This is a genomic window from Bacillus sp. AY3-1 (genome assembly GCF_008368785.1).
Taxonomy (GTDB): domain Bacteria; phylum Bacillota; class Bacilli; order Bacillales; family Bacillaceae_G; genus Bacillus_A; species Bacillus_A wiedmannii.
Genome location: NZ_QORZ01000017.1, coordinates 426861 through 447012 on the forward strand (window position 1 = coordinate 426861; position 20152 = coordinate 447012).

The 20152-nt window shown below is 36.5% G+C and carries 19 protein-coding genes and 2 tRNA genes; 3 read left to right on the forward strand and 18 right to left on the reverse strand.

Annotation, left to right across the window (positions count from 1 at the left end; translation table 11 throughout):
- Positions 1-14 precede the first annotated feature (14 nt).
- Positions 15-848: a cytochrome c biogenesis protein gene (locus tag DN389_RS17755; RefSeq protein WP_000008998.1), complete on the reverse strand. Its 834-nt coding sequence runs from the start codon at positions 846-848 to the stop codon at positions 15-17.
- Positions 849-865: 17 nt separating this feature from the next.
- On the reverse strand, positions 866-2200 hold the full coding sequence (hemA, locus tag DN389_RS17760; protein WP_000547847.1) for a glutamyl-tRNA reductase: 1335 nt from the start codon (positions 2198-2200) through the stop codon (positions 866-868).
- A 415-nt stretch (positions 2201-2615) separates the two neighbouring features.
- On the opposite strand from hemA, the gene DN389_RS17765 reads away from it, so the two are divergent.
- Positions 2616-3068 (forward strand): MarR family winged helix-turn-helix transcriptional regulator, encoded by a 453-nt coding sequence (locus DN389_RS17765; protein ID WP_000138543.1) that lies wholly within the window; start codon positions 2616-2618, stop codon positions 3066-3068.
- Between the two features lie 2 nt (positions 3069-3070).
- Positions 3071-3487 (forward strand): organic hydroperoxide resistance protein, encoded by a 417-nt coding sequence (locus DN389_RS17770; RefSeq protein ID WP_046956275.1) that lies wholly within the window; start codon positions 3071-3073, stop codon positions 3485-3487.
- 37 nt (positions 3488-3524) lie between these two features.
- Here the strand turns inward: DN389_RS17770 and ysxC are convergent, their stop codons facing one another.
- The 7 genes from ysxC to DN389_RS17805 all read right to left on the reverse strand — a co-directional run bounded on the left by ysxC (position 3525) and on the right by DN389_RS17805 (position 12965).
- Positions 3525-4121, reverse strand: a complete 597-nt coding sequence (gene ysxC / locus DN389_RS17775) for a ribosome biogenesis GTP-binding protein YsxC (RefSeq protein ID WP_000869124.1) — start codon at positions 4119-4121, stop codon at positions 3525-3527.
- Positions 4118-6448 carry an endopeptidase La gene (gene lon, locus DN389_RS17780; RefSeq protein ID WP_000097312.1) on the reverse strand — a complete coding sequence of 777 codons (2331 nt, stop codon included), beginning with the start codon at positions 6446-6448 and terminating at the stop codon, positions 4118-4120. Before lon ends, ysxC begins: the two co-directional genes overlap by 4 nt.
- 184 nt (positions 6449-6632) lie before the next feature.
- Positions 6633-8303, reverse strand: a complete 1671-nt coding sequence (lonB, locus tag DN389_RS17785) for an ATP-dependent protease LonB (protein ID WP_149237422.1) — start codon at positions 8301-8303, stop codon at positions 6633-6635.
- Positions 8304-8409: 106 nt separating this feature from the next.
- Positions 8410-9669, reverse strand: coding sequence for an ATP-dependent protease ATP-binding subunit ClpX (gene clpX, locus DN389_RS17790; RefSeq protein ID WP_000472285.1), 1260 nt, complete (start codon positions 9667-9669; stop codon positions 8410-8412).
- A gap of 264 nt (positions 9670-9933) precedes the next feature.
- A complete protein-coding gene (gene tig / locus DN389_RS17795) occupies positions 9934-11211 on the reverse strand; it encodes a trigger factor (RefSeq protein ID WP_000729261.1) in 1278 nt (425 codons plus the stop codon).
- Between the two features lie 309 nt (positions 11212-11520).
- Positions 11521-12519, reverse strand: a complete 999-nt coding sequence (locus DN389_RS17800; RefSeq protein ID WP_149237423.1) for a hypothetical protein — start codon at positions 12517-12519, stop codon at positions 11521-11523.
- A 197-nt stretch (positions 12520-12716) separates the two neighbouring features.
- On the reverse strand, positions 12717-12965 hold the full coding sequence (locus DN389_RS17805; RefSeq protein ID WP_001983650.1) for a hypothetical protein: 249 nt from the start codon (positions 12963-12965) through the stop codon (positions 12717-12719).
- A gap of 518 nt (positions 12966-13483) precedes the next feature.
- On the opposite strand from DN389_RS17805, the gene DN389_RS17810 reads away from it, so the two are divergent.
- A complete protein-coding gene (locus DN389_RS17810) occupies positions 13484-14098 on the forward strand; it encodes a PH domain-containing protein (RefSeq protein WP_000473869.1) in 615 nt (204 codons plus the stop codon).
- Between the two features lie 85 nt (positions 14099-14183).
- On the opposite strand, the gene DN389_RS17815 is transcribed toward DN389_RS17810, so the two are convergent.
- The 9 genes from DN389_RS17815 to DN389_RS17855 all read right to left on the reverse strand — a co-directional run bounded on the left by DN389_RS17815 (position 14184) and on the right by DN389_RS17855 (position 20052).
- Complete coding sequence (locus DN389_RS17815) at positions 14184-14384, reverse strand: hypothetical protein (protein ID WP_000124458.1); 201 nt, start codon at positions 14382-14384, stop codon at positions 14184-14186.
- Between the two features lie 412 nt (positions 14385-14796).
- Positions 14797-14870, reverse strand: a tRNA-Arg gene (locus tag DN389_RS17820).
- A 1-nt stretch (position 14871) separates the two neighbouring features.
- A tRNA-Gly gene (locus tag DN389_RS17825) sits at positions 14872-14945 on the reverse strand.
- Positions 14946-15054: 109 nt separating this feature from the next.
- Positions 15055-15558, reverse strand: coding sequence for a metallophosphoesterase (locus DN389_RS17830; RefSeq protein WP_098190931.1), 504 nt, complete (start codon positions 15556-15558; stop codon positions 15055-15057).
- A 13-nt stretch (positions 15559-15571) separates the two neighbouring features.
- Complete coding sequence (locus tag DN389_RS17835; protein ID WP_142343653.1) at positions 15572-16180, reverse strand: XTP/dITP diphosphatase; 609 nt, start codon at positions 16178-16180, stop codon at positions 15572-15574.
- Positions 16181-16191: 11 nt separating this feature from the next.
- Positions 16192-16929 (reverse strand): ribonuclease PH, encoded by a 738-nt coding sequence (gene rph, locus DN389_RS17840; protein ID WP_001261765.1) that lies wholly within the window; start codon positions 16927-16929, stop codon positions 16192-16194.
- Between the two features lie 128 nt (positions 16930-17057).
- Positions 17058-18107, reverse strand: a complete 1050-nt coding sequence (gene gerM / locus DN389_RS17845) for a spore germination protein GerM (protein ID WP_098190933.1) — start codon at positions 18105-18107, stop codon at positions 17058-17060.
- Between the two features lie 182 nt (positions 18108-18289).
- Positions 18290-19099, reverse strand: a complete 810-nt coding sequence (gene racE / locus DN389_RS17850) for a glutamate racemase (protein ID WP_000774000.1) — start codon at positions 19097-19099, stop codon at positions 18290-18292.
- A gap of 290 nt (positions 19100-19389) precedes the next feature.
- Complete coding sequence (locus DN389_RS17855; protein ID WP_149237424.1) at positions 19390-20052, reverse strand: type 1 glutamine amidotransferase domain-containing protein; 663 nt, start codon at positions 20050-20052, stop codon at positions 19390-19392.
- Between the last annotated feature and the right edge of the window lie 100 nt (positions 20053-20152).

Sequence of the window (20152 nt, forward strand, 5' to 3'; positions counted from 1 at the left end):
ATTCTCTCTCCTCATTATAAATACCAAAAGTGGAAGTTGGATAAACTGCTTAATAGAAAAATATTGATTAGCATTACGAGAAATGCTCCGATGTTCCACTGCACGATTTTCTTCCCTTGCAACACATCTGCCACTCGTAAATATAGGCCAGCACAATATACAAATAGAACGACAAAAGACCCGATCACTTTCGTATCATACCAATGGAAATTGTCCAATTTCGTATATCCCCATATGCATCCTAATAAAATAGCTAATAAGAAAAATGGAACAGAAAATAAATTTAATCCGTAAGACATCGATTCTAGCTTCGGCAAATTCCCTAACCTTCTTAATCTCGCATTCCATTTTTTCTTTTTTAATAGGCGATATTGCAATAAATACATAATAGAAAAAATGAACGATACAGTGAAAGTTGCATAAGAAATAATAGCCATACCGACATGTACATATACAAGTTCTGAAACTAATTGCTCTGCCAGTACCGGCGACATCTTTCCGAGCGGTGTAAAAATAGAAAAAGCGCTTACGCCAAATGCGACAACATTTGTAAAAAAGACTAGAAAGTCAATTCTCATAAATCGATTAATGACTAACGACATCGTAATCAATAGCCAAACATAAAAATAAATCCCTGATAATAAAGTTAATATAGGGTTCGTTTCTGAATCTGTAGCCCTAAGTAACATAAAGATAGACTGCAGAACCCATACAATCGAAAGTAACCAAAAAGCAAATCGGTTCGCCTTTCGGTTACTTTGGAAATAATCTATAAAATATAAACTAATGCTACAAGCATATAAAATAATTGCAATATGATAAATAATACTGTTATTTAAAAAACTCATCCGATCATCCTTCCAAATTATAAAGATGGAACGGATGGTGTCCACGCTCTTTTATGTTCTACTTCTTCCGCACAACTCTCTACATCTTCCATTTCTAAGTCGAAAATCTTTGCAAATAACGCTAATTTTTCGTCTGCTCCCTCTTCAGCAGCTATTTCTTTCGCTACTAAAATTGGGTCTTTTAATAATTGATTAATAATACTTTTCGTATGCTTACTAATTACTTTTCTCTCACGATCACTAAGATTCGGTATTTTTCGTTCCAAGCTTTCCATCGTTTCACTTTGAATAGCAAGTGCCTTATCACGAAGAGCTGCTATTAACGGAACAACACCAAGTGTACTTAACCACGTTTTAAATAAAACAATTTCCTCTTCAATCATAAATTGAATTTTCTCTGCTTCTTTCAAACGCTCAGCACGGTTTGCTTCCACTACTCCTTGCAAATCATCAATGTCATATAAGAAAGAACCTTCTAGTTCATCAATCGCTGGATCAATATCACGTGGCACTGCAATATCCACCATAAATAACGGACGACCAGAGCGCATTTTCTCTACCTTTGTCATCATCTCTTTCGTGATGACATATTCAGATGCACCAGTTGAACTAATTAAAATATCTGCTTCTAATAATGCACATTGCAATTCACTTAAAGGCTTTGCATGTCCCATATATTTCTCAGCCATTACTTCCGCTTTCGTAAAAGTCCTATTCATGACTGTTACTTTTCGAGCACCGCTTCCATATAAGTTTTGCAGTGCCAGTTCACCCATCTTACCAGCACCAAGAATAAGCACATGACAATCTGTTAACTCACCAAATATTTTCTTTCCGAGCTCAACAGCAGCATAGCTAACAGACATCGCACTTTCACCAATCGTCGTTTCTGAGTGCGCACGTTTCGCTAACGTAACCACCTGCTTAAACAACTCATTAAAAATTGTGCCTGTCGCTTTTACTTGTTGCGCTTCTAAAAAGCTATCTTTTATTTGGCCTAAAATCTGTGTTTCTCCAACTACCATAGAATCTAAACCGCACGTCACGCGGAATAAATGATCTATTGCACCGTCTTGTTCAAAAATAGTTAAATATGGTGCGACTTCTTCTATTTCAAGCTGAAACCAATCAGCTAAAAACTTCTTAATATAATACCGTCCCGTGTGTAATTGATCGACAACAGCATAAATCTCAGTGCGATTACAAGTTGATACAATGACATTCTCTAACACGCTCTTTTGATTTTGTAATGTAGTCATTGCTTGCTCTAGCTCTGCTGCCTGAAATGTGAGTTTCTCACGAAATTCTACAGGGGCTGTTCGATAATTTACACTAACAACAAGAATATGCACGCAGCATGTCCCCCTTCACCCGTTTTATCACTTTATCTACTATCATAATACAACTTTCCTCTTATGAATCTGACAATCGTGTGAACAACCGATTATTTTTTATTTATTCTCCGTATGTAATAAAGGAGATTCAGTAAAACTAATAAAGACTTTCTACTTTATAATGATTATAAATTAATAACTCTATTTGTACGTTACCAAAAAAAGCACTCATAATCAAGTGATGGAAACTATTCCATATGAATTATAACATCATCTTTCCTATCTTCTTTCATCATGCAGGAAAATATGTATGATTGTTCCAAATCGTAGCACAAACTTTCTCAATACAATGTATTTGACATTGTATTTCTTTTTCGTTATATTGATTTTACAAAATTAAATTGTGCACAACTTAATTAGAAGGGAGTTATGTATGACAGAGAATTCTTTACATCTAGATAACCAACTTTGTTTTTCTATTTACGCCTGTTCTAAAGAAGTTACCCGCTTTTATCGACCATATTTAGAAGAGATGGGTATTACGTATCCTCAGTACATTACTTTACTCGTACTATGGGAGCAAGATGGACTAACAGTAAAAGAAATTGGAGAACGTCTATTTTTAGATTCCGGTACGTTAACACCTATGTTAAAACGAATGGAATCATTAAAACTTGTAAAACGCGTTCGTTCCAAAGAAGATGAGCGCAAAGTTTGTATTAAATTAACAGAACAAGGTAAAGATTTAAAAGAAAAGGCTTGTTCATTGCCAACAACAATGGCAACAAATTTAGGAATTACAGAACAAGAATATCGATCTTTATTAATTCAATTAAATAAACTAATTGAAACAATGAAAACAATTAATGATAGAAAAGGGGAATAAACATGGATAAATTATATACTGCTTCAGTAACTGCTACAGGTGGAAGAAACGGAAAAGTAATTTCAGATGATGGCATATTAAATCTTGATGTAAAAATGCCGAAAGCACTAGGTGGTGCAGGCGGAGAGGCAACGAATCCAGAACAACTATTTGCTGCTGGTTATGCCGCTTGTTTTGATAGTGCATTACAGCTTGTCATTCGTACAAAACGTGTGAAAGTAGAAAGTACAGAAGTAACTGCTCACGTTTCTATCGGAAAAGATACAGATGGTGGTTTCGGCCTATCTGCTGTACTTGATGTACATGTTGCTGGCGTCTCTCATGACGAAGCACAAGAACTTGTAGAAGCCGCTCACGGTGTATGTCCTTATTCGAAAGCAACAAGAGGTAATATTGAGGTTATATTAAACGTACGATAAAAAAATTTAGTAAATAAAAAAAAACGCGCGACATTCGTCACGCGTTTTTTGTTTTTGTCATTCTATGAATTGCCTTCCACGCTTCTTCTTTTCCAAGTCCTGTTTCAGAAGAGAATAGAACGATTTCATCGCCAATTTCAACAGCAAGCGTTTCTTTTACAACTTTTAAATGCTTTTGCCATTTCCCTTTCGGAATTTTATCGGCTTTCGTCGCAATAATAATTGTTGGGATTTCATAATGCTTTAAGAAATCATACATCATCACGTCATCATTTGTTGGTTGGTGACGTAAATCAACTACTAATACAGCTGCGTCTAATTGCTCACGTGTTGTAAAGTAAGTCTCAATCATCTTGCCCCATGCTGCGCGCTCTGTTTTAGATACTTTCGCATAGCCATAACCTGGAACGTCAACAAAATGCATCATCTCATTGATTAAGAAAAAGTTCAACGTTTGCGTTTTTCCTGGTTTAGAAGAAATACGTACTAACTTTTTACGATTTAAAATTTTATTAATAAAGGAAGACTTCCCGACATTTGAACGACCTGCTAATGCAATTTCTGGTAAATCACTGTCTGGATATTGTTCTGGTTTAACAGCACTAATTACAATATCTGCTTTTGTTACTTTCATTGTTTCACTCCTACTAATGCGTGCTCCAATACTTCATCTAAATGAGATGCAAGCACAAACGTAAGGTTTTCTTTTACGCTTTCTGGAATATCATCTAAATCTTTCTCGTTTTCTGCCGGCAAAATAATTTTTGTTAAGCCTGCGCGGTGAGCACTTAATGTTTTTTCTTTTAAACCACCAATTGGTAATACACGACCACGAAGTGTAATTTCACCTGTCATCCCCACTTCTTTACTTACAGGAATACCTGTTAGTGCAGAAATAAGTGCCGTTGCCATCGTAATACCTGCTGACGGTCCATCTTTTGGAACTGCTCCTTCTGGAACATGAATATGAATATCATTTTTCTCATGGAAATTCGGATCAATCTGAAGCTCTTCTGCACGAGAACGAATATAGCTAAACGCTGCTTGTGCGGATTCTTTCATAACATCCCCAAGTTTCCCTGTTAAAATTAATTTCCCTTTACCTGGCGCTACAGACACTTCAATCGCAAGTGTATCACCGCCTGCTGCTGTATACGCTAATCCTGTTGCCATACCAACTTGGTCTGTTTTTTCAGCTTGCCCATAACGGAATATGTGCTTACCAAGTAAATCAACAATGTTTTTCTCTGTTACTACAATACGCTTGCGTTCTGCTGTAACGATAATTTTTGCTGCTTTACGACAAACTTTTGCGATTTGACGCTCTAGCGTACGAACACCGGCCTCACGTGTATAATAACGAATAATTTCAAGAAGTGCTTCATCACGTACTTGTAAATTACCTTTTCGTAAGCCATGCTCTTTTAATTGTTTCGGCAATAAATGTTCACGGGCAATGTGAACTTTTTCAAGTTCTGTATAGCCAGCAATCGAAATAATTTCCATACGATCAAGCAGCGGACCTGGAACACTTGAAAGTGTATTCGCAGTTGCTACAAACATAACTTTCGATAGATCATACGGTTCTTCAATGTAATGATCACTGAAGTTATGGTTTTGTTCTGGGTCTAACACTTCAAGTAATGCCGCTGATGGATCTCCACGGAAGTCGTTAGACATTTTATCAATCTCATCTAATAAAAAGACTGGATTAACTGTTTTCGCCTTTTTCATACCTTGAATAATGCGTCCTGGCATCGCTCCAACATACGTACGACGGTGACCACGGATTTCAGATTCATCACGTACACCACCAAGGGATACACGGACAAAATTACGATTTAATGATGTTGCAATCGAACGCGCTAACGATGTTTTCCCGACCCCAGGAGGTCCTACTAAGCAAAGGATAGGTCCTTTTAATGAATTCGTTAACTTCTGCACAGCTAAATATTCAAGTACGCGCTCTTTCACTTTCTCAAGCCCGTAATGATCTTTGTTCAAAATTTCTTCAGAATGAGCAAGATCAATCATATCTTCTGTCGCTTCTGTCCACGGAAGTGCTAATAACCAATCCATATAATTACGAATAACACCGCTCTCCGCAGAACTTGCTGGTAACTTTTCATAACGGTCTAATTCTTTCAGTGCAGCCTTCATTGTTTCTTCAGGCATTCCTGATTGTTCAATTTTCTCACGAAGTTCTTCAACTTCCCCGCCCTTACCTTCTTTATCACCAAGTTCAGTTTGAATCGCCTTCATTTGCTCACGTAAGAAATACTCTTTTTGCGTGCGCTCCATTGAACGTTTCACTTTTTGTCCAATTTTCTTTTCTAAACTAAGTAACTCTTGTTCATCTTGAATAATTGAAATAAGTGTATGTAATCGTTCCTTCACAGATACAATCTCTAAGATTTCTTGTTTCTGCTTCGTTTTAATCGGCAAGTGAGAAGCAATTAAATCAGCTAATCTTCCTGGCTCTTCTACATCAGCTACCGTTGCAAATGTTTCATTTGAAACTTTTTTCGAAACTTTAATATATTGTTCGAAATGCTCCAGTAATGTACGCATAAGAGCTTTCTCTTCTAGATCATCTTCCACTTCTTCAGTTACCGTTTTGATAGAAACCTGCACTACATTCTCTTCTTCGATAAACTCTACTACTTCAGCTCTATGTAAACCCTCTACAAGGACACGAAGCGTACCGTTCGGCAATTTTAACATTTGCTTCACTTTCGCCACTGTACCTACACTATATATGTCATCTTCTTTCGGATCATCGATATTCATTTCTTTTTGCATCGCTAAAAAGATGATATTTTCATCCATTGCCGCCTGCTCTAGTGCTTGTATCGATTTATCACGTCCTACATCAAGATGCAGAACCATCGTTGGATATACGAGAACGCCTCTTAATGGTAGGAGGGGTACGATTCTTTCATTCGTATTCATACTAGACATAGCACCTCCATAATAAATTAAACTCCTGTTCAACTATTTTATATTACAATACATCTAGATGCAATTGCAGAGATTTTCCGCAATTGTAAATCCCTCGTTTTTTCTCCCTTTTAAAAAGGAAAAAAGACTCCGCTTAAGCATACAAACTTAAACGAAGTCTGGCAAATTTTATTATCGTTCATTCTCACATTGATTGTGCATCTGTTTCGTCTACAGTAGTATGTATATCAAGGTCTCGATGTATATTTTCCTGCATAAATGTTAGCTCAAATACTTCTTTTAACTTACGAACAGGAATGATTTCAATTCCTTTTATTGTATACAAAAACGGTTGCATGTTTTCAGCAGGAATGATGACTTTCTTAGCACCTGCTCTTTTCGCGGCTTTTATTTTTGCGTACACACCACCAATAGGTTTCACTTCCCCGTGTATACTTATCTCACCGGTCATCGCTACTTCATTACTCACATACGTACGATGCACTGCTGAATATACACCTGTTGCCATAGCAATACCTGCCGAAGGCCCATCAATTGGGATACCACCTGGAAAATTAATATGTATATCGTACCCTTCTGGCAACACATCTAGAGAACGAAGTACTGTTAATACATTATCTACAGAACCTTTCGCCATACTTTTACGGCGAATGGATTTCGTTTGACTACCAATACTTTCCTCTTCCACAATCCCGGTAACATTTACCGACCCTTTATCTTTCGCCTTGATTGCTGTTACTTCAATTTCTAATAACGCGCCTGTATTTGGTCCGTATACAGCAAGTCCATTTACAAGACCGATTCTCGGAATAGGATAAATACGTTTTTCATATTTCGGTGTAAGTTGACTAAAGTGAACAACCCACTCTATATCTTCATCTTTAATGAAAGAACGTTCTTCATTTATTGCCATACCAGCAGAAATTTGTACAAGGTTAATCGCTTCTCGTCCATTTCTTGCATACATCCCTATCATTTCAATACCATTTTCACCTATTTGCATTTCCACTTTATCAGCTGCATTCTTCGCTACTTTTTGAATCTCTTCTGTATCTAACTCACGGAAAAACACTTCTAAACAGCGTGACCGAATAGCAGGAGGAATCTCCTCTGGCGAACGTGTCGTCGCCCCAACTAAGCGAAAATCGGCTGGCAAACCTTTTTGAAAAATATCATGTATATACGTTGGAATCATCGAATTTTCTTCACTATAGTACGCACTTTCCAAAAATACTTTCCGATCTTCTAACACCTTTAACATTTTGTTCATTTGAATTGGATGTAATTCGCCAATCTCATCAATGAACAAAATACCACCATGCGCATCTGTTACAGCCCCTTTTTTCGGCTGTGGGATACCAGCTTGCCCCATTGCACCTGCCCCTTGATAAATCGGATCATGGACTGAACCAATTAATGGGTCTGCAATACCACGTTCATCAAATCTTGCTGTCGTCGCATCAAGTTCGATAAATGTTGCATTCGTACGAAATGGAGATTTCGGATTGCGTTTCGCTTCTTCCAATACAAGACGTGCTGCCGCTGTCTTCCCGATACCTGGCGGACCATATATAATTACATGTTGCGGATTCGGACCACAAAGAGCCGCTTTTAACGACTTAATCCCGTCCTCTTGCCCTACAATATCTAAAAAGGATGTAGGACGTACCTTCTCCGCAAGCGGCTCTGTTAAAGAAATCTCACGCATTTTACGAAGCTGTTCTAATTCTTTTTTCGATTCTCGATCAATTGAAACTTTTTGTGTTCGCTGATTTCGAAGTAAATGCCAAAAATACAATCCGACAATTACACCAAAAACAAGTTGAACAAGTAAAAATATATTTGTCCAGCTCATAATTTATTTCCTCCCGCAATGTTTTATCACTTAGTATTTCCGCGGAGGAACATAGCTAAACATAAAGAAAAACAGCAATTATAAAAATTGCTGTTTCTTCTTCGCACTATGCAGATGTTTTTGTATCAAGTACAGTACCGTCTTGTAACACCAATTTCGGCGGTTCATTATCAGCTACTGTTTCTTTCGTCAGAATACACTTCTCGATATCTTTGCGAGATGGAAGTTCGAACATTACATCAAGCATTAAGCCTTCAATAATAGAACGAAGTCCACGAGCACCTGTTTTACGTTCAATTGCTTTTTTCGCAATCTCAACTAGTGCACCTTCTTCAAACTCTAACTCAACATCGTCAAGCTCCAATAATTTTTGGAATTGCTTAACAAGTGCATTTTTCGGTTTCGTTAAAATATCTACAAGAGCATCTTCATCAAGCGGCTCTAGGTTCGCAATAACTGGAAGACGACCGATAAACTCCGGAATTAAACCGAATCTTAAAAGATCCTCTGGTAAAACGTGAGATAAAACATGCTTCTCATTTACATCAGCATTTTTCTTCTCAGCACCAAATCCAATTACTTTCTCACCAAGTCGACGTTTAATAATTGGCTCAATGCCATCAAACGCTCCACCACAAATGAATAGGATGTTCGTTGTATCAATTTGAATGAACTCTTGATGCGGATGCTTACGACCACCTTGAGGTGGAACGCTCGCTACAGTACCTTCTAAAATTTTCAGAAGTGCCTGCTGTACACCTTCACCAGATACATCACGTGTAATTGATGGATTTTCGGACTTACGTGCCACTTTATCAATCTCATCAATATAAATGATTCCTTTTTCCGCTTTCTCTACATCATAATCAGCTGCTTGGATTAATTTTAGTAAGATGTTTTCTACATCTTCCCCTACATAACCAGCTTCTGTTAAAGATGTTGCGTCCGCGATTGCAAATGGAACATTTAAAATACGCGCTAATGTTTGTGCCAATAATGTTTTACCACTACCAGTTGGCCCAATAAGTGAAATATTACTCTTCGCTAATTCTACATCATCAATTTTACTGTTAGAATTAATGCGTTTGTAATGGTTATATACCGCTACCGCTAGTGCTTTTTTCGCGTTATCTTGTCCGATGACATACTCATCTAAGATTTCACGAATTTCTACCGGTTTCGGTACATCTTTGAATTCTACTTCTTCGTCCTTCGCAAGCTCCTCTTGTACAATTTCAGTACAAAGTTCGATACACTCGTCACAAATGTAAACACCTGGACCTGCAACTAACTTTCGAACTTGCGTTTGTGTTTTACCACAGAAAGAACATTTTAATTGACCTTTTTCATCATTAAATTTAAACATATTTTCACACCCCTTACAAAGTGCTAACCTCTTGCCTTCGTATGTACACGATAAATGTATCGTATGTAAATACATATTATGTCACTACGTGGCGAGAAATACAAATAATATGACTAGTTATGTACAAATAAAAAAATTTTAAAACTTTTGAAATATGTATATTCGACTTGTAAAGGAAGTTTTCCTTCTTCATCGAAAAGTTTTATAAATATATTTCTATATTTATAAAACAAGGCACGATTAAAATCGCGCCTTGTTATTTTATTATGCAGCGTTGTCTACTAAGAAGTCTACAGCTTTACGCACTTTAAGGTCTTCAGATAAAGCGTCTACGCTTCCAAGAGCTTGCTTGATAGCGTCTACTGGCATACCGTACATTTCAGCCATTTTTTCAACTTCTGCAGTTACTTCTTCTTCAGTAACTTCGATGTTTTCAGCTTCAATGATAGCTTCAAGAACAAGATTGATTCTTACGCGTTTTTGAGCGTCTTCTTTCATTTGCTCTTTTAACTTGTCAGCGTCAGTACCTGTGAATTGGTAGTAAAGCTCAAGGTTCATACCTTGTTGGCTTAAACGTTGCTCGAATTCACGAACCATACGATCTAACTCAGTGTCGATCATAGCTTCTGGAATCTCGATTTCAGCGTTAGCAGCAGCTAATTCTACTACTTCGTCACGTACTTTGTGCTCAGCTTCGTGCTTTTTGCCTTCTTCTAAGTTTGTGCGAAGTTTTGTTTTTAATTCATCAAGGGTTGCAACTTCTTCGTCAGCTTCTTTAGCGAACTCGTCGTTTAACTCAGGAAGTTCTTTTGTTTTGATTTCGTGAATTGTTACTTTGAATGTAGCTGGTTTACCAGCTAATTCAGCAGCGTGGTACTCTTCTGGGAATGATACTTCAACTTCTTTAGAATCACCAGATTTAAGACCAATTACTTGCTCTTCGAAACCAGGGATGAAAGTACCAGAACCGATTGCAAGAGAATAGTTTTCGCCTTTTCCGCCTTCAAATGCTTCGCCATCAACGAAACCTTCGAAGTCGATTACAGCTGTATCACCGTTTTCAACAGTTCCTTCTTCTTTAACAACTAGTTCAGCTTGACGCTCTTGTAAAGATTTCAATTCGTTCTCTACATCTTCGTCAGTTACAGTTGTTTCAACTTTTTCTACTGCTAAACCTTTGTACTCACCTAATTTAACTTCAGGTTTCACTGTAACTTTTGCAGTGAAGATAAGGTTAGCATTTTTTTCGAACTTCTCGATGTTGATTTCAGGATGATCAACTGGGAAGATACCAGCTTCATCGATCGCTTCACCGTATGCTTTTGGTAAGATGATATCTAAAGCATCTTGGTATAAAGATTCGATACCAAAGCGTTGTTCGAATAACGGACGAGGCATTTTCCCTTTACGGAAACCTGGTACGTTAATTGTTTGTACTACTTTTTTGAACGCAGCGTCGATAGAGTTGTTTACTTCTTTAGCATCAACTTCGATTGTTAAAACGCCTACGTTACCTTCTAATTTTTCCCATTTTGCAGCCATTTATTCTTTCCCTCCAACTATAATAATGTATGCACATACCTCTATAGATTAAAATCTTCATTATCTCTTTTTTGAAATAACAAAAGTACAAATAATCCTCTAGCAAAAGCTTTCAGATATAATGTTCCAATCTACTAATTGTCTAAAAGACAACTACGGTATATTTTGTTCGAGAATAATATGAAACATATTAAGTAAGAGATTTACACTTCTCTTCTCTTACAAACAGGCAGATTTCTGCCTTTTGCAACCCTTACATTATAACATAGAATATGCTCGTTTCAAGAACCGAACGATTCTTTTTCATAATTATACGGGCAAATATCCTTCTCTTTCAACACGTAATAACCATTGATAGGCAATATGAAACTCTTCTAATTCAATATTATACGCTGTCATAAGCTCTTCTTCATCAATAGTCAATCCGAAACGCTTTCTTCCAATTCTCTCTAAAACAGCAGCCCAAATCTCCACTTTATCCATTAATAGAGCGAATGGGAAAACGCTAATTCGCAATTCTTTCCAATATGTAACCATCGCATCAAATATATCGGGATAATTTTGCTCTAATCGGCTTGATAATGTATGTACAATGTTATCGGATTGCTCCTCATTATGACCTGTAAATGCTGGAATCACCTTAATCGTATTCCCAAACTTTTCTACCTCTATCTCTTCTTCTATTTGATTTTCTATCATTTTATATAAAATAGAAGTTTTCAAATAAGGGTGCTGTTTTTCGTCTATTAAAAATTTCTTTAAAATAGGTAATGCAAGATCCAAGTCTTTTAACGAAAGTTGCTGAATCGCTCTTAGCTTTTGTCCAAAGTTTTCTCCAAACATTTCATTAGTAAACTCATCCAATTCAAAATTCGAATCGACTAGTGACGTATCTACTTCACTTAACATACCTTCTGCAAATAAAGCGAGCTGTGCTAATTTTTCCTTTTGCTCAGGCATTACATCTTTCGTTTGCAAAACCTTTTCAACGATTTCAATGACACCTTCATAATCATTTGTTTGAACTAAAATCGTCACATATGTTTCAAGAATATCACCAAATAATACAGCTCCTGTTTCAAGTAACTGTTCACATTTGTCTTTCGCTTCTTCCATATGTTTTAATTCTAACAAACAAATAACAGAAGCGAGTTCCGTTTGTTCCGTTTCTGCATTATACTGACGTAATATTTCAAAGCAGCGCAATGCATCTTCGAATTTCCGCTCTTTCAGTGCTAAAAAACCTTCATCAATATATCGCTCTGATAGTTGTGGAAACAATACGACCGTATTTTCTTTTTTATCCATACGTCCGCCTCTTTTTCTAGATTTTAATTATCTTTAAAGTAAATATATCAAATGAGTAATAAGAACACAACATCCCAAAACCCTTTGTTTGAAATATGGAAATATTTAATTTTTATATTTCGATATAAACAAATCCTTACTAAAAATTAAAAATTTACAAATAAAAATCCTCAGCAATTAAAGCAGAGGATTCATCATTAATGGAAAGCTTTTATAATAGTGGGGTATATAACAAGGGTAATAATTTGGAGAACAATAATTGCCATAACAATCATGCTAAAATAGAAGATTGGTTTACTTCGCTTCATTAAAAACATAATAATAAGCATCGTACAAGCAAACAAACTTAAGAAGAACAAACTCGTTGTCGAACTAAGTATACCACTCGGGACAAAGAACAATAACACTACACTACAAGTACCTATAATTCCAAATAACCATTCCATTCATTCACTCATTCCCTTTCCCTCTCATGGCAGTTTTTTTACTAAGCGATTAAATGTTTTACAACATCAACTACATACGTTAATTTCTCATACGCTACAAATCCAAAAGCAACTGTTAAACCCGTTACAATTAATCCTTTCATCATTTCTTCCTCCTCGTTTTATCGTTGTTACCTTTATTATAGGGGATTAGCAATTTGTTACCATCGAACTTCCTTACAGTTACCTTACAGAATTGTAAGATTTCAAAATGGATAGAAAAAAACCTCATATTACTTGAGAGGTTTTCACGGAATTTCTCTATAATTACTTGCAAAATTAACTTTTTCTCCTGGTTATTTTTCGGAGAATCCACTCTTAAACTGATAGATTTACTAAATAACTTAGGGTTGAAATAATTATTTGTTACTTTTCTTAACTTACCTTCAAATGTTTTTAATTATAAGAAAACACTTTATTGAAATCGTGTTAATATATTTTTATACACTTAAGAATTTAATTTAAAAGGGGGATTATGTATGTTTAAAAAAATGGCTGCAGATGTATTAGGGCTAAGCGATGTAGGTTCTGTCATTACACCGAAAGATTACGATAAAGTTGATGCTGATGATTACGTGATGCATGAAGATGGGGAGAAAATTTATTTTTTAATCAAATCAAAATCAGATGAATATTGTTTCACAAACAAAGGATTAATCCACCTAGATGGTACAAGTGCAACAAGTAAAAAACGTACACTACGCCGCTTTAGTTATAGTAAGTATCAAATTAAAAACGTAGCACTTGAAACTGCAGGAACGATTGATTTAGACGTAGAAATTAAGTTCCAGATGGGGGATGAGCATTATTCAATTGATGTTCATAAAAAACATATTGAAGAATTAAAAGATTTATATAAGGCTTTACTTAAAATAGAAGAAATTTCATACGACAACGATATTACATTACAGTATGCACATAAAAGTCTAGATATGGCATCTAACGCTTTCAGCCGTATTTCAAACGCACAAGTAAATTTAGCAGAACAATTTAAAGAAATGAACGAGATCGCCTTTAACTGGCTCGTTGATACGAAGAAACAATATAACGTGAAAGATTATGGTTTTGTATTTGAGAAGTTTATTAATAACTAAACAAGAAACCCTTGTTATCAAAAGATAACAAGGGTTTCTTAGCATCCCAGGAGAGATTTGAACTCCCACTCCGCCCATTTCCGTACTATTTTATATATTTTGATCGCAGTCTTAATATATCTTCTCCTTCACGAATGCCTGCCGATCCCTTCCTCACATTTTTTACGACAGTCCAATCTGGGTTAGTTTCATCACCGATGTTCTGTACTGTAAAGTTGCCATCACCATATTTCCGGTGACCTTCTGCCAATTTCTCCGTTAAATCATTCTCATTTGATCTAGCCATCTTTGCGCCATCTCCCTTTTTTATACAACCTTCTTAAACTGTCCAACCAATCACACGTCCAGTCAATTGGAGATTCTCGTTTTCCGCTTCTATTAATTGTAACACAATGTCGGGGATAAGTTCCGATAACGGCTGCTTAATCGTACTAGAATGGTAAAAAGTTTTATAATATTCTAAGTGAACAATTGGGATAATATAGATATGGATTTAAGTTTCATCATAAGCCTATTGATTCTTTAAATTAAACAAGAGAAATAGGGCGCATAAATAGCGCTCTTTTCTTAATGCACTTTAATCTGTTGTATATAATAATTATCATATGTTACTTTATATTTTTTACACCTCTTGCACATACATCAATTTTTAAACAAACAAAAAACCTTGTTATCAAAAGATAACAAGGTTTTTTTAGCGTCCCAGGAGAGATTCGAACTCCCGACCGTACGCTTAGAAGGCGTATGCTCTATCCGGCTGAGCTACTGGGACATGGAGCGGGTGAAGAGAATCGAACTCTCGACCAGAGCTTGGAAGGCTCTTGTTTTACCACTAAACTACACCCGCATATGTTATTTTATTTTTCTTCGTTAGCGCTGTTGCCCTATCGACAATATTTATTATATGTATAACCATACATAAAGTCAACACCTTTTTTAAAAGAGGATAATTTTTCTTATCCTCTTTTAAAAACTGCTTGTTCAACTAGTTGTCCGTCTAATGTTTCAAAACGAACTTCCATTTGGTTTTCATCCATTTCTAATAAAGCAAATGTCTTTTCTACACGCTGACGTGGCAATAAAATACTGCCTGGATTAATAAATAAAACGCGGTCGATTAATTCCGCACCTAATACGTGAGAGTGTCCGAAGCATGCAACTTGCGCCCCTACCTCTTCTGCGTGGTACGCTAATGTTTGTAATGTCATTTTCACGTTATGACGATGTCCGTGCACAACGACGACACGAATGCCATCTACATCAGTTACAATTTCATCTTGAAAGTTAGCATAATCACAGTTCCCTTTTACAACATGGAAACCTTGCAGCTCTTCATGAGCAGGCGTTAGCTCTGAATCACCGCAATGAATCATGACATCTACTTTTCCTTCATAGTTCTCTTTCAACTGCTGTAATTCCTTCACAGAGCTATGACTATCGCTTACGATTAAAGCTTTCATCAATCTCTCTCCCTTATTCTCCTAAAAACCATTCAGGGATTTTTTCTTCTAATTTACGAAGAGCACGTCCACGGTGACTAATGGCATTTTTCTCATCTGAACTTAGTTCCGCCATCGCTCTTTTATATTCTTCCACATAAAAAATCGGATCATATCCAAAGCCGTTTTCCCCGCGGCGTTGTTCTAAAATAAAGCCTTCACATGTCCCGTTTACAATGACAGGCTTTTTATCCCCTTCAGGGAAAGCCACTGCTAATGCACAGTAGAAACGAGCTTTACGCTTTTCAAACGCTATTTCATTTAATTCTTGTAACACTTTATCAATATTCGCTTGATCATCTTTCGGCTCTCCAGCAAAACGAGCTGAATACACGCCTGGTTTTCCATTTAAAGCATCTACAATAAGACCTGAATCATCCGCGATTACGATCGCATTCAGCTGTCTACTCAGACTATCCGCTTTTAAGATCGCATTTTCTTCAAATGTTTCACCAGTTTCTTCGACTTCTTCAATATGAGGAAAATCGTGCAATGATTTTACTTCTAAATCAAATCGCTTAAATAACTCAGCAAATTCACGTACTTTCCCCATATTTTTTGTCGCTACAACAACTTGTTTCATACTTTCCACCTCTACTCTATATGAGATACGATGTCACCTAACGCTTCTTTTTGCATGTCAATCAGTTGGAAGATACCTTGTTCCGCAGCATCAAGTAATTCATTTAACTGCGCTCTGCTAAACGTCGCCTCTTCTCCAGTTCCTTGCACTTCAACAAACTGACCTTTTCCAGTCATAATTACGTTCATATCAACGTCTGCTTTAGAATCTTCTGCGTAGTTTAAATCTAAAACAACACCTTGCTCTTCAACAATTCCTACTGACGTTGCTGCTAAATAATCTTTTACTGGAATTTTAGATACTTTTTCTGCTTGTAATAACTTCTCAAACGCTAATACCATTGCTACATATGCACCTGTAATAGAAGCAGTTCTCGTTCCACCATCCGCTTGAATAACATCACAATCAATCCAAACCGTTCTCTCACCAAGTGCTTCTAAGTCAACTACCGCACGTAATGCTCGTCCAATTAAGCGCTGGATTTCCATTGTACGTCCTGTTACTTTCCCTTTACTTGATTCCCTAATTGTACGTTGTTCTGTTGCACGTGGAATCATCGCATATTCAGCTGTTACCCAGCCCTTTCCTTCTCCACGCATAAACGGTGGGACACGCTCTTCAATTGTCGCTGAGCAAATTACCTTTGTATCCCCAACCTCAATTAATACTGATCCCTCTGGATGTTTTAAATAATTCGTATGAATATGTATATGGCGTAATTCTGTTTTCTCTCTACCATCTACTCGCATAAAAATAACCTCCTCATAACTACTTGTTAGTATAGCCAAATTTAAATGTATGATATGTATACAATAAAAGAAGAGGAACCCAAAAAGCAATTCCCCTTTCTTACTTAAGTATATCAAATTATTGAAGATTAAAAACTACCTGTATTCACGTTTTCTGGACGATCGACAGGTTTTATTAACTTTCCGCCCTTTTCATCTATAAGATTCGCTTTACCATTTACTTCAATAGAAACACTTTTCACACCTTTCTTTTCTGTTAAAGATAAAACTAACGACTTCAATACGTAATTTGAAATCATATTTTTATCTGGGTTTATAAATATATTTTCATTAAAGTTTAATGTAAGATTTCCATCTTGTAACTTCGGATTCGTAATCAACTTAACTCCTGGATTAAAATCATTCAGAAGCGATTGATGAATCGGTCCTTTTACAAGTTCATCTATAATTGCTGCATAATCATTTTCTTTTCCTTCTACAACGCGGCGTGTTACTGGTACGTAGTATTGCTGCTTATTATTATTTTGTGCCATAAAATAAAGTGTAACCGGTTTTGTATTTGTTACATCCGCTACTTGTTCATCATCGAAGTTGATACCATTAGCACGGCTCACCCCTTCACCAATCGGTGTACCACCAACAGGCATCTTTGCCAATTTCTCACCATTTATTTGGAACTGCACTTGTTTTATTTCTTTAAATTGCGTCAACGTCCAGGCTATTGACTCAACCATCTGACGCTCTTCCTCTTTTGCATAGTTTTTCATTTCTTTAGAGAAATCAATGACTGCCGTCCCATCTTTTTTCAAATTTAGTGTCATCGATGTATTCGCTGGAATGACTGCACGGAACCCATTCGGTAATAAATTCGTTACCGGTCCATCTTTCACAAGGTACTCTAACGTTTGCTGAATGACCCCATTTGCTTTCGGAGTAGGTATAGCTAACGTTTGCGGTACAACATAACCATTTTTATCAACAAGGTATAGTTCTCTATTCACCGTTTGTCCTTGCTTATCTTTCTTAGCTACTTCTTTCTTTCCACCCTCTGTATACGTAACTTGTTTTGGCGGATCAATTTGTTCCGTTGCTTTCTCCTGATTTATAAAGCCACACCCTGTTAGTAAAACAGCGCTCACAGTAGCACCAACAACCCATTTAAAAGTGGATTTAGGCATGCCATTCCCCCCTAAAATCTAAGTTTGTACTATTATGTATACGAGCTGTTTCATGTTTTAGAACTCGCTGTGCTTCTTATAAAGTGAAACTTTAATCAATGGTGTTCTTACTGCCCGGCAAATAGCAGGATAAACAAAAAAACTCCTGATTTCTCAGGAGCTCACTTATATCGATTCTACTATTATTCTTTTTCTAAATGAATATGTTTCACATTTTCAATCGGTTGACCGAACCATTTTGATGCAATTTCTTTAAATAGGCCTATTTTTCCTGTCGTTAAGAAGAGATGATCACTTTGTTCCTCTCCCTCATTCAACATTTTACTATGGTATAAAATCGTACTTACTTCGCGCGCTGTTTCATCACCTGAACTAATTAGTTGTACTTTATCTCCCATTACTTTTTTAATAACAGGTCCTAAAATTGGATAATGTGTACAACCTAAAATAAGTGTATCAATATCAGTATTTTTCAGCGGTTGCAACGTTTCTCGTACAACTTCATACGCCATTTCACTTTCAAAATTCCCACTCTCTACAAGCTCAACGAAGGGCGGACACGCTAAACTTTCTACCATAACACGGTTATTAATAGACTTTAGCGCTTCTTCGTATGCACCACTTTTCACCGTTCCAATCGTTCCAATAATCCCAACATGATACGTATTTGTCACTTTTAAAGCTGTACGTGATCCTGGGTGAATAACTCCTACCACTGGAATTGGTAATTGTTTCTGCATCTCTTCTAATACAACCGCAGTTGCTGTATTACACGCAATAACTAACATTTTGATATTTAAATCTAGTAAATGCTCCGTCATTTCCCACGTAAATTGACGCACTTCTTCTCGAGAACGTGGACCATAAGGGCAACGTGCCGTATCCCCTAAATATATAATACGCTCTTTCGGCAACTGACGAATTAATTCCTTCGCTACTGTTAAACCGCCAACTCCTGAATCGATAACACCGATTGCTCTATTCAACTTCATCACCCGTTTTCTCATTCATCATCTTATTTTATCATTATATTTTACACACTTTAAGTTCGCTAACTTAAACTGCTTCTGTATGAAAATTTTCATTTGTACCTGTATAGACTAGGACCTTTTTTATTTTGCTCCTTTTTTTCATAATTTGCAAGACAGAAAAATAACCGACCTTCTATATGAAAGTCGGTTTCTTCTATATAAAATGCGTATTTATCGCTCCATCTTTTTTTGGAAAGAGGACATTCCTATTAATAAGAAGAAATGAACAGAAATTAAAGCGAGCATTTTTTCTATAATTTATTTACAGCTCTTCTTATAGCTTTCCCTATTTCCATACTAGACTGCGGGTTTTGCCCTGTAATTAAACGCCCATCTACTACTACATGCGGTGTGAAATTTGGAGCAACATAAAACAAAGCTCCTTCTTCTTTCAATTTACTTTCTAATAAAAACGGCACTCGCTTTTCTAAATGCACAGCTTTTTCCTCATCGTTTGTATAACCTGTTATACGCTTACCGGCAACAAAAAACGAGCCATCTTTATTTTTCACACCGACTAAAGAACTTACTCCGTGACAAACAGCCGCTACAATCCGGTTATTGTTGTACATATTCTCAATCAAATTTGCAACATATGGATTACCTGGAAAATCTACAATCGCTCCGTGCCCACCACCAAATAAAACTACATCATAATCCGAAAAATGAACATTTGAGATCGGCTTCGTATTTTGCAATAAAGAAGCCACATACTTAAATTCACGAGGTATCCCGTTCGGAATAGACACTCTATCAATAGGTACTTTACCGCCCTTTATCGACACAATATCAACATCGAACTTAGCTTTTTTAAATACATTATAAGGAGCTGCGAGCTCTTCCAGCCACAAACCAGTCGGGTGTCCATTCATATCATGAGCGCTTGTTGAAACTAACAATATCCTTTTCAACATATCCCCTCCTTACTACCTATTTATGTATGGAATGTTCTTATCATTCATATAGCAAGCGGAAAAAAACGATAACAACAAGCTGACCTTTTGTATAAAAGTC

What these genes read in the sequence shown, in the direction of transcription:
- DN389_RS17755 (WP_000008998.1), bottom strand. Translation starts at nt 848, where the DNA reads ATGAGTTTTTTAAATAACAGTATTATTTATCATATTGCAATTATTTTA.
- DN389_RS17765 (WP_000138543.1), top strand. Translation starts at nt 2,616, where the DNA reads ATGACAGAGAATTCTTTACATCTAGATAACCAACTTTGTTTTTCTATT.
- DN389_RS17770 (WP_046956275.1), top strand. Translation starts at nt 3,071, where the DNA reads ATGGATAAATTATATACTGCTTCAGTAACTGCTACAGGTGGAAGAAAC.
- ysxC (WP_000869124.1), bottom strand. Translation starts at nt 4,121, where the DNA reads ATGAAAGTAACAAAAGCAGATATTGTAATTAGTGCTGTTAAACCAGAA.
- lon (WP_000097312.1), bottom strand. Translation starts at nt 6,448, where the DNA reads ATGTCTAGTATGAATACGAATGAAAGAATCGTACCCCTCCTACCATTA.
- lonB (WP_149237422.1), bottom strand. Translation starts at nt 8,303, where the DNA reads ATGAGCTGGACAAATATATTTTTACTTGTTCAACTTGTTTTTGGTGTA.
- clpX (WP_000472285.1), bottom strand. Translation starts at nt 9,669, where the DNA reads ATGTTTAAATTTAATGATGAAAAAGGTCAATTAAAATGTTCTTTCTGT.
- tig (WP_000729261.1), bottom strand. Translation starts at nt 11,211, where the DNA reads ATGGCTGCAAAATGGGAAAAATTAGAAGGTAACGTAGGCGTTTTAACA.
- DN389_RS17800 (WP_149237423.1), bottom strand. Translation starts at nt 12,519, where the DNA reads ATGGATAAAAAAGAAAATACGGTCGTATTGTTTCCACAACTATCAGAG.
- DN389_RS17805 (WP_001983650.1), bottom strand. Translation starts at nt 12,965, where the DNA reads ATGGAATGGTTATTTGGAATTATAGGTACTTGTAGTGTAGTGTTATTG.
- DN389_RS17810 (WP_000473869.1), top strand. Translation starts at nt 13,484, where the DNA reads ATGTTTAAAAAAATGGCTGCAGATGTATTAGGGCTAAGCGATGTAGGT.
- DN389_RS17815 (WP_000124458.1), bottom strand. Translation starts at nt 14,384, where the DNA reads ATGGCTAGATCAAATGAGAATGATTTAACGGAGAAATTGGCAGAAGGT.
- DN389_RS17830 (WP_098190931.1), bottom strand. Translation starts at nt 15,558, where the DNA reads ATGAAAGCTTTAATCGTAAGCGATAGTCATAGCTCTGTGAAGGAATTA.
- DN389_RS17835 (WP_142343653.1), bottom strand. Translation starts at nt 16,180, where the DNA reads ATGAAACAAGTTGTTGTAGCGACAAAAAATATGGGGAAAGTACGTGAA.
- rph (WP_001261765.1), bottom strand. Translation starts at nt 16,929, where the DNA reads ATGCGAGTAGATGGTAGAGAGAAAACAGAATTACGCCATATACATATT.
- gerM (WP_098190933.1), bottom strand. Translation starts at nt 18,107, where the DNA reads ATGCCTAAATCCACTTTTAAATGGGTTGTTGGTGCTACTGTGAGCGCT.
- racE (WP_000774000.1), bottom strand. Translation starts at nt 19,099, where the DNA reads ATGAAGTTGAATAGAGCAATCGGTGTTATCGATTCAGGAGTTGGCGGT.
- DN389_RS17855 (WP_149237424.1), bottom strand. Translation starts at nt 20,052, where the DNA reads ATGTTGAAAAGGATATTGTTAGTTTCAACAAGCGCTCATGATATGAAT.